Genomic DNA, 6,727 nt, shown 5'->3' on the forward strand with positions numbered 1-6,727 from the left:
CCGCCCGATCGGGCGGGCCACCGCCTGGATGCCGTTCATCCGCGCGGCACGCCGCCGGAACGGGTCGAGCGGGCGATGGCCAAGGCCGGGCTGCCGGGCCTGTCCGCGCATGAGGATGCGACGACCGGCGCGGTCACCGTCACCGGGGTGGTCGCCAACGATGCGCAGCGCACGCGCGCGGTCGATGCGCTGCGCGATACCGGCATCGCCGGCAGCGTCGTGGTGCTGACCAGCGCCGATCTGGCGCGCTCGGCGGTCGATGTCGCGCGGATGAACGGCATCCAGGCGGTGGCCCGCCCGATCGGGCGGACCGCGATCGAGCTGCGCGTGACCCCGATGGCGCGGGAGGACGAACAGAAACTGGCGCAGGCGGTGCGCGGCGACGTGCGCGCGCTGACGCGCCTGTCGCTGCGCGACGATCTGCCGCCGACCGAGGACGTCCCGCTCAAGACGGTGCAGGATGCGACGAAGAAGGTGTCCACCGTCGTCGGCGGCGACCCCGCGTTCATCCAAACCGTCGACGGGGCGCGCTATTTTCCGGGCGCGGTGATGCCCAGCGGGCACCGGCTGGTCGCGATTCAGGGTAACATGGTCGTATTCGAGAAAAGCGGGCGACAGACCCGCGTGGCGTTCTGAACCCGGGGATTTGGGCAACAGGGGCAAGCGAAGGAGAAGGCAAGTGACGGACAACAGCATCACCGGCGGCCTCGGCATGATCGCCGCCACCCCCCTGACGGGGAACCGCATGGCCAAGGGCAATGCGCCGGGCACCTGGTTCGAGGCGCTCGCCGATGCCTGGGGCCAGACGCTCGACGGGCAGGCCGCGCGGATCGAACAGATGTCCGACAGCGTCGGCCAGGGCGGCGACAATCCGTCGCAGATCACGAAGCTGACCGCCGAATCGATGCGGATGAGCTTCATGGCGAACAGCTCGTCCAGCTCGATCGACAGCGTCGGCAAGGCGCTCGAGACGATGGCGCGCAAGGGCTAAGGAGGGCCGCACATGTCGATCGAAGCCATTGCGGCATCCGCCGCGGGCGCCGGCGGCGCCGGGATCGCGATGCCGCCGGGCGACACGGTCCAGGCCGGGCCGAACGCCTCCATCGCCGACATCACCAGCTTCCAGTCGTCGATGACGGCGGCGGCGTCCGGCGCCTCCCCCGTGGGCGGCCCTGACCAGCTGTCGCCCGCGATCAAGGCGATGTTCACCCAGCTGGAAAAGGTGAACGGCGAGGCGCGCAACGTCGCCGATTATGCGCAGGCCGCCTCGGCGAAGGGCGCGGACATGACCCCGGGCGAGGTCGTCAACCTGACGATGAAATGCCACGAGTTCATGTTCCACTGCCAGCTGACGTCGAACATCGCCAACCGCACCTCCGACGGGGTGCAGCAGCTGTTCCGGCAGCAATCGTGACGGTCCGGCGGGAGGAGGAGCGGCGCATGGACGCCATCGTGCGACAGCTGCGGATCGTACTGGCCGCGCTGGGGCTTCTCCTCCTGGCCGCATGCGGCCGGGCCGAACTGTACGGCAAGCTGACCGAGGCACAGGCCAACGAGATGATCGCGGTGCTCCAGCGATCGGGGATCGAGGCCGACAAGACCAGCGCGGGCGAGAACGGCTGGACGCTCACCACCGCCAAAAGCGACTTCGGCCGCGCGGTGGAGATCCTCCAGTCGCAAGGCTATCCGCGCCAGGATTTCGCGACGCTCGGCACCGTGTTCAAGAAGGAAGGCTTCGTCTCCTCCCCCACCGAGGAACGCGCGCGGCTGAACTGGGGGCTCAGCCAGGAACTGTCGCGCACCCTGACCGAGATCGACGGCGTGGTGCAGGCGCGCGTCCATCTGGCGCTGCCCGAGGACGCGCCGCTCGCCGAGCAGAAGGCGCCCGCCAGCGCATCGGTGTTCATCAAATACCGCCCCGGCACCGACATCAACGGCCAGATCGGCAAGATCAAGGCGCTGGTCGTCAATTCGATCGAGGGGCTGAAATACGAAAACGTCAGCGTCGAAACCTTTGCCGCCGCGCCGGCGCCGGTCGCGGTCGGCGCGCCCGCCGCGTCGGCGGGCGGCGGCGACGCGCTGGTATGGGCGCTGGCGATCGGTGCGCTGGCGGTGGTCGGCGCGCTCGCCTATCCGGGCGTGCGCCGCTGGCGGCTGCGGCGCCAGGCGGCGGCGCGCCGCGCGATCGTGCCGCAGGACGTCCAGCCGTGAGCGCGGCGGCGGAACGCGCGGCGCTGGCGCGGATCGGCGCCAGCCTCGCCGAACTGGCGGGCGAACGCGGCGAGCGGCGCGCGCGCGCGCTGATCGAGCGTGGCCCCGCGCCGGTCGCCGCCAGCTTCGCCGATCTGGCGCGCGCGCCTGACTGGCTGCAACGCCCGCGCCCCGCGCTGATGCGGCTGGCGGTACGCGCGGCACTGGTCGCGATGGCGCCCGCGATCGCGGCATCGATCGACGGCGACTGGCTGCGCGAATTGGCGCGCCGCGCGGGCGACAGCGCGCTCGACGCCGCGATCGCGCTGGCGCCCGACGTGCCGGGCGGCGGGGTGGCTGCGGTCGCCGGCGATGCGATCGACGCGCTCGGCTTCGACCTGATGCGCGCCGCGGTACCGGGCGTGCTGCACCGCTATCTCGAATGGGCACCGAGCGCGGTGCGCCGCTGCGACGCCGCGCTGGCGCGCTTCGCGGTCGCCGCCGCCGCGCGGGAGGGGACGGCATGAGCTACGTGCTGATCCACGCCGATACCGCCGCGACGCTGGTACGTGACGATCCGATCGTCCCCGCCACCGACCTGCCCGCCTTCTCCGAGGCGCGCACTCTGCTGGAGGCCGCCGCCGCGATCCGCGACGCCGCCGCTTCCGACGCACGCACCGCCGCCGATGCCGCCCGCGAGGAAGCGCGCGCCGCGGGCCATGCCGAGGGGCTGGCGACCGGCGCGGCGCAGGTGCGCGACGAACTGCTCCGGCTTGCCGCCGCCGATGCCGCGCGGCTGACCGCGCAGCGCGACGATCTGGCGCGGCTCGCGCTGGAGGTGGTGCGCCGCATCGCGGCCGATCTCGGCCCTGCCGAGATGGTCGCCGCGCTGGCCGATCGCGCCGCCGCATCGGTGTCTCCCGATCCGTCACCGGTAGTGCGCGTCCATCCCGATGCGGTCACGGCGACCGCCGCGCGGTTGGGATCGCGTGCGCGTATCGAGGGCGATTCGCGCCTGTCCCGCGACGATTGCGTGCTCGCCACCCCGCTGGGAGAGGTCCATGCCGGGCTGGAAACGCAGCTCGCCGCGCTGGCACGCGCCTGGGGAATCGCGGGATGATCGCCCCGCGCGAGATGTTGCTGGACGGCGGCGTCGACGACCTGCTCGCGCGGCTGCACCGTTCCACCACCGTCGAACGGCGCGGGCGGCTGGTCGAGCTGCTGGGCACGACGATGAAGGTCACCGGCATCGCCGCGCGCATCGGGGAAACGTGCGAGGTGGTCGTCCCCGCCACCGGCGATGCGGTGATCGCGGAGGTGGTCGGCATCGCCGGCCAGGCGACGATCCTGACCCCGCTGGGAGATGTGCGCGGCCTGTCCGCCGATGCCGAGGTGGTGGTGCGCCCCGGCGAGGATCGCGTCCCCTACGGCCCCGCATTGCTCGGCCGCGTGCTCGACGGGCGCGGCCGCCCGATCGACGGCAAGGGCGATCTGCCCGCGGGGCTGCCGACCGTTCCGCTCCACGCCCCCGCCCCCTCCCCGATGGAGCGCACGCTGATCGACCGCCCGCTGGAAACCGGCGTGCGCGCGATCGACACGCTTCTGACGCTGGGCGAAGGGCAGCGGATGGGCGTGTTCGCCGCCGCCGGCGGGGGAAAATCGACGCTGCTCGGCATGCTCGCGCGCTTCGCCAAGGCGGAGGTGATCGTCATCTCGCTGATCGGCGAACGCGGGCGCGAAGTGCGCGAGTTCATCACCGACGCGCTCGGCGAGGATGGGCTGGCGCGCTCGGTGATCGTTTGCGCCACCTCCGATCGCGCGGCGATGGAGCGGGTGCGCGCCGCGCATCACGCCACCGCCATCGCGGAGGGATTCCGCAGCCAGGGCAGGAGCGTGCTGCTGCTGATGGATTCGGTCACCCGCTTCGCGCGCGCGCTGCGTGAGATCGGGCTGGCGGCGGGCGAACCGGCGGTACGGCGCGGCTTTCCCCCGTCGGTCTTCGCCGAACTGCCGCGGCTGTTCGAGCGCGCGGGCACCGATGCCAACGGCGCGATCACCGGCGTCTACACCGTCCTGTTGGAGGATGAGGACGGCGGCGACCCGGTAGGTGAGGAAGTGCGCTCGATCCTCGACGGGCATATCCTCCTGTCGCGCAAACTGGGCGCGGCGGGCCATTATCCCGCGATCGACGTGCTCGGCAGCCTGTCGCGACTGTTCACCCGGCTCGCCACCCCCGATCATCGCGCCGCCGCCACCGCGGTGCGCGCGCTGATGGCCAAACATGCCGAGATCGAATTCCTGGTGCAGGTCGGCGAATATCGCCCCGGCGCCGACGCACTCGCCGACCGCGCCATCGCCGCGCGGCCGGAGATCGACGCGCTGCTGCGCCAGCCCGAAACCGAGCGCAGCGTGATGGCCAATGCGCTGCTGATGCTGCGGAGCATCGGCGGATGAGCGCGCGCGACGCGATCCGCCAGGCCGGGCAGCTCGTCCGCCTGCGCGACGTGCGCGTCCGCGGCGCCGCCGCGCGGCTGGCGGCGGCGCGTACCGCGACGCAGGCGGCCGAGCGCGCGCGCCGCGATGCGGATGCCGCCGCCGATGCCGCGGGCGCCGCGCATGAGGCGGCGCGCACCGATCTGGCGACCGACCCGGCCGAGGCCGAACGGCTGCTCGCGCTGCTCGACCGCGCGCGCTTCGACCGGTCGATCGCGGGCGAGACGGTGGCGCAGGCGCGCGCCGCCGAGGAACAATGCCTTGCCGACGAAGGCGAGCGCCGCCGCGCGATGATCGTGGCACAGGCGCGCCACGACGCGGTCGCCGCGCGCGTCGGCGCGATGCGCCGCCACGCGCTGCGGCTGGAGGAGGAGCGCCAGGCGCTCGACAGCGAAGACATCAGGAGGTTCCGATGAGCGACGTCTCGGCCACCACACGCAGCCACGCGCCGCGCTCCCCCGCCCGCCCCGCCGCGCGCACGGCACCGGCACCGCAGGACGTCCAGGCGATGCGCGAGGCGCTGGCGAATGCGCGCCGGCAACAGGGGTCCCTTCCGGGCCAGCCGCAGGCCGGCGGACGCACCGCGCAGCAGCAGGGGAGCGCGCGCACCGCCATGGCGGGCGCGGATCGCGGCGCGGACGCGCTGGCGACCGGCGAATGGCGTGCGGCCGATGATCGCGCCGCGCTGGACCGGCGCGACGGCGAACGCTCCTCCGATCAGGGCTTCGGCGGCTTCGCGCAGCCGGGCGCACTGCCGGTGACGGTCGCCGCGCACCCGCCCGCGCCGCAGGTCGACCCCTCCGGCTTCGCGCAGATGCTCGCCGATCTGTGGACCCGCGAAAACGGCCGCGGCGCGCGCGAAGTGCGCGTGCGGTTCGGCAATGACAGCTGGCCCGCCACCGGCGCGCGGCTGGTGCGCAGCGCCGACGGGCTGCTCGACGTGACCGTCGAAATGGCCGCGGGCAGCGCCCCGCCCCCGCTCGACACGCTGGGCGACGCGCTGGCGCAATCCGGCCTGTCGATCGGCGGGCTGGCGGCGGAGGAAGTCTGAGGCGCGCGCACGTCCTCGCGAAACACGCCTTCTTGATCCCCGCCTTTCAGCGCGTGCCGTGCCAGTCGACCCAGGCGCCATAAGCGTGGCAGGTCGCCAGATGCTCGGTCACGCCATCGGGCCAGGTCGTCAGCGACAGATGCACCGCATCGCGCGCCGCGGTCCATTCGAACCCGATCCGTGCCAGCGGCCGATCCGCATCGGCCCGCGCGCCCGCGATCGCGAAGGCATCGTCCACCAGCGCGCGCGCGCGGGCATCGCAATATTGCAGCGCCATCGAATGGACCACGACGCGCCACTCCCCCGCCGACTGCGGCTGGGCGAGCTGCGCGGGCAGCCAGTCGGCGATGTCGCCGCGCTCCAGCTGCGGCGAATCGGCGCGGGCGATGCGCAGCGCCGCCGCCAGCCGCTGCGCGCGCGCGGGCTCGTCGGCCCAGACATGCGCCATCAGCCGCTCGCACGCGGCATCGTCGCGCACGTCGAGCGGGCGCAGGTCGACCCCGCGCGCGGAGGCGATCGTCACCGGCGCGGCGGGCGGCGCGACGCCGGTCCAGCGCGGCGCGACCCGAACCGGTGACGTCGGGTCACCCGCCGCCACCCCGCCCAGATCGTGCGCGTAGCGCGCCAGCAACAGGTTCAGTCCCGCGCTCGCGCCCAGTTCGCGCAGCGCCACCGGCATCGCGCGCCGTGCGCCCAGCACCATCAGCGCCGCCATGATCGCGCCGGTCCGGCCAACCTCGTTGGTCTGCGGCGCCTCTCGCATCCAGTCCGCGATGAACGCATCATGCGCCGCCATCGCCGCGCCGACCGCACGATCGACGTCGCCCGCCGCGGCGTGGAACAACGCCGCCAAATCGGGGTCCGCACCGCGCCGCGCCAGCGCGTGGAGCGCGGCGTTGAACCGCATCGCCAGCGCGTCGGCGGCCGCATCGCCCGGCCAGCCGGCGATCAGCGCGGCGGTACGCGGCGCGCTGATCGCCGGCTGGCCGGGCG

10 protein-coding genes are annotated in these 6,727 nt (G+C 73.6%); 9 read left to right on the forward strand and 1 reads right to left on the reverse strand.

The window, feature by feature from the left end; translation table 11 throughout:
* The 9 genes from AX685_RS22565 to AX685_RS11120 all read left to right on the forward strand — a co-directional run.
* On the forward strand, positions 1 to 636 hold a 636-nt coding region (locus tag AX685_RS22565), incomplete at its 5' end, for a hypothetical protein (RefSeq protein WP_197418572.1).
* Positions 637 to 679: 43 nt separating this feature from the next.
* Positions 680 to 991: a hypothetical protein gene (locus AX685_RS11085; protein ID WP_231738799.1), complete on the forward strand. Its 312-nt coding sequence runs from the start codon at positions 680 to 682 to the stop codon at positions 989 to 991.
* A gap of 12 nt (positions 992 to 1,003) precedes the next feature.
* Complete coding sequence (locus AX685_RS11090) at positions 1,004 to 1,414, forward strand: hypothetical protein (protein WP_066488633.1); 411 nt, start codon at positions 1,004 to 1,006, stop codon at positions 1,412 to 1,414.
* A gap of 26 nt (positions 1,415 to 1,440) precedes the next feature.
* The gene (gene sctJ, locus AX685_RS11095) at positions 1,441 to 2,211 is read left to right on the forward strand and encodes a type III secretion system inner membrane ring lipoprotein SctJ (RefSeq protein WP_066488635.1); all 771 of its coding nucleotides are present in this window, start codon (positions 1,441 to 1,443) and stop codon (positions 2,209 to 2,211) included.
* Positions 2,208 to 2,717, forward strand: a complete 510-nt coding sequence (locus tag AX685_RS11100) for a hypothetical protein (protein WP_066488639.1) — start codon at positions 2,208 to 2,210, stop codon at positions 2,715 to 2,717. Before sctJ ends, AX685_RS11100 begins: the two co-directional genes overlap by 4 nt.
* Complete coding sequence (locus AX685_RS11105) at positions 2,714 to 3,310, forward strand: FliH/SctL family protein (RefSeq protein ID WP_066488644.1); 597 nt, start codon at positions 2,714 to 2,716, stop codon at positions 3,308 to 3,310. The genes AX685_RS11100 and AX685_RS11105 overlap by 4 nt, the downstream gene beginning before the upstream one ends.
* A complete protein-coding gene (locus AX685_RS11110; protein ID WP_082740812.1) occupies positions 3,307 to 4,644 on the forward strand; it encodes a FliI/YscN family ATPase in 1,338 nt (445 codons plus the stop codon). The genes AX685_RS11105 and AX685_RS11110 overlap by 4 nt, the downstream gene beginning before the upstream one ends.
* Complete coding sequence (locus AX685_RS11115) at positions 4,641 to 5,099, forward strand: hypothetical protein (RefSeq protein WP_066488647.1); 459 nt, start codon at positions 4,641 to 4,643, stop codon at positions 5,097 to 5,099. Before AX685_RS11110 ends, AX685_RS11115 begins: the two co-directional genes overlap by 4 nt.
* A complete protein-coding gene (locus AX685_RS11120; protein ID WP_066488650.1) occupies positions 5,096 to 5,734 on the forward strand; it encodes a hypothetical protein in 639 nt (212 codons plus the stop codon). Before AX685_RS11115 ends, AX685_RS11120 begins: the two co-directional genes overlap by 4 nt.
* 46 nt (positions 5,735 to 5,780) lie before the next feature.
* Here AX685_RS11120 and AX685_RS11125 read toward each other — a convergent pair.
* On the reverse strand, positions 5,781 to 6,727 hold a 947-nt coding region (locus AX685_RS11125), incomplete at its 5' end, for a DUF2332 domain-containing protein (RefSeq protein WP_156445772.1).

This window comes from Sphingomonas sp. CCH9-F2 (assembly GCF_001556735.1).
In the GTDB taxonomy this organism is placed as follows: Bacteria; Pseudomonadota; Alphaproteobacteria; order Sphingomonadales; family Sphingomonadaceae; genus Sphingomonas; species Sphingomonas ginsenosidimutans.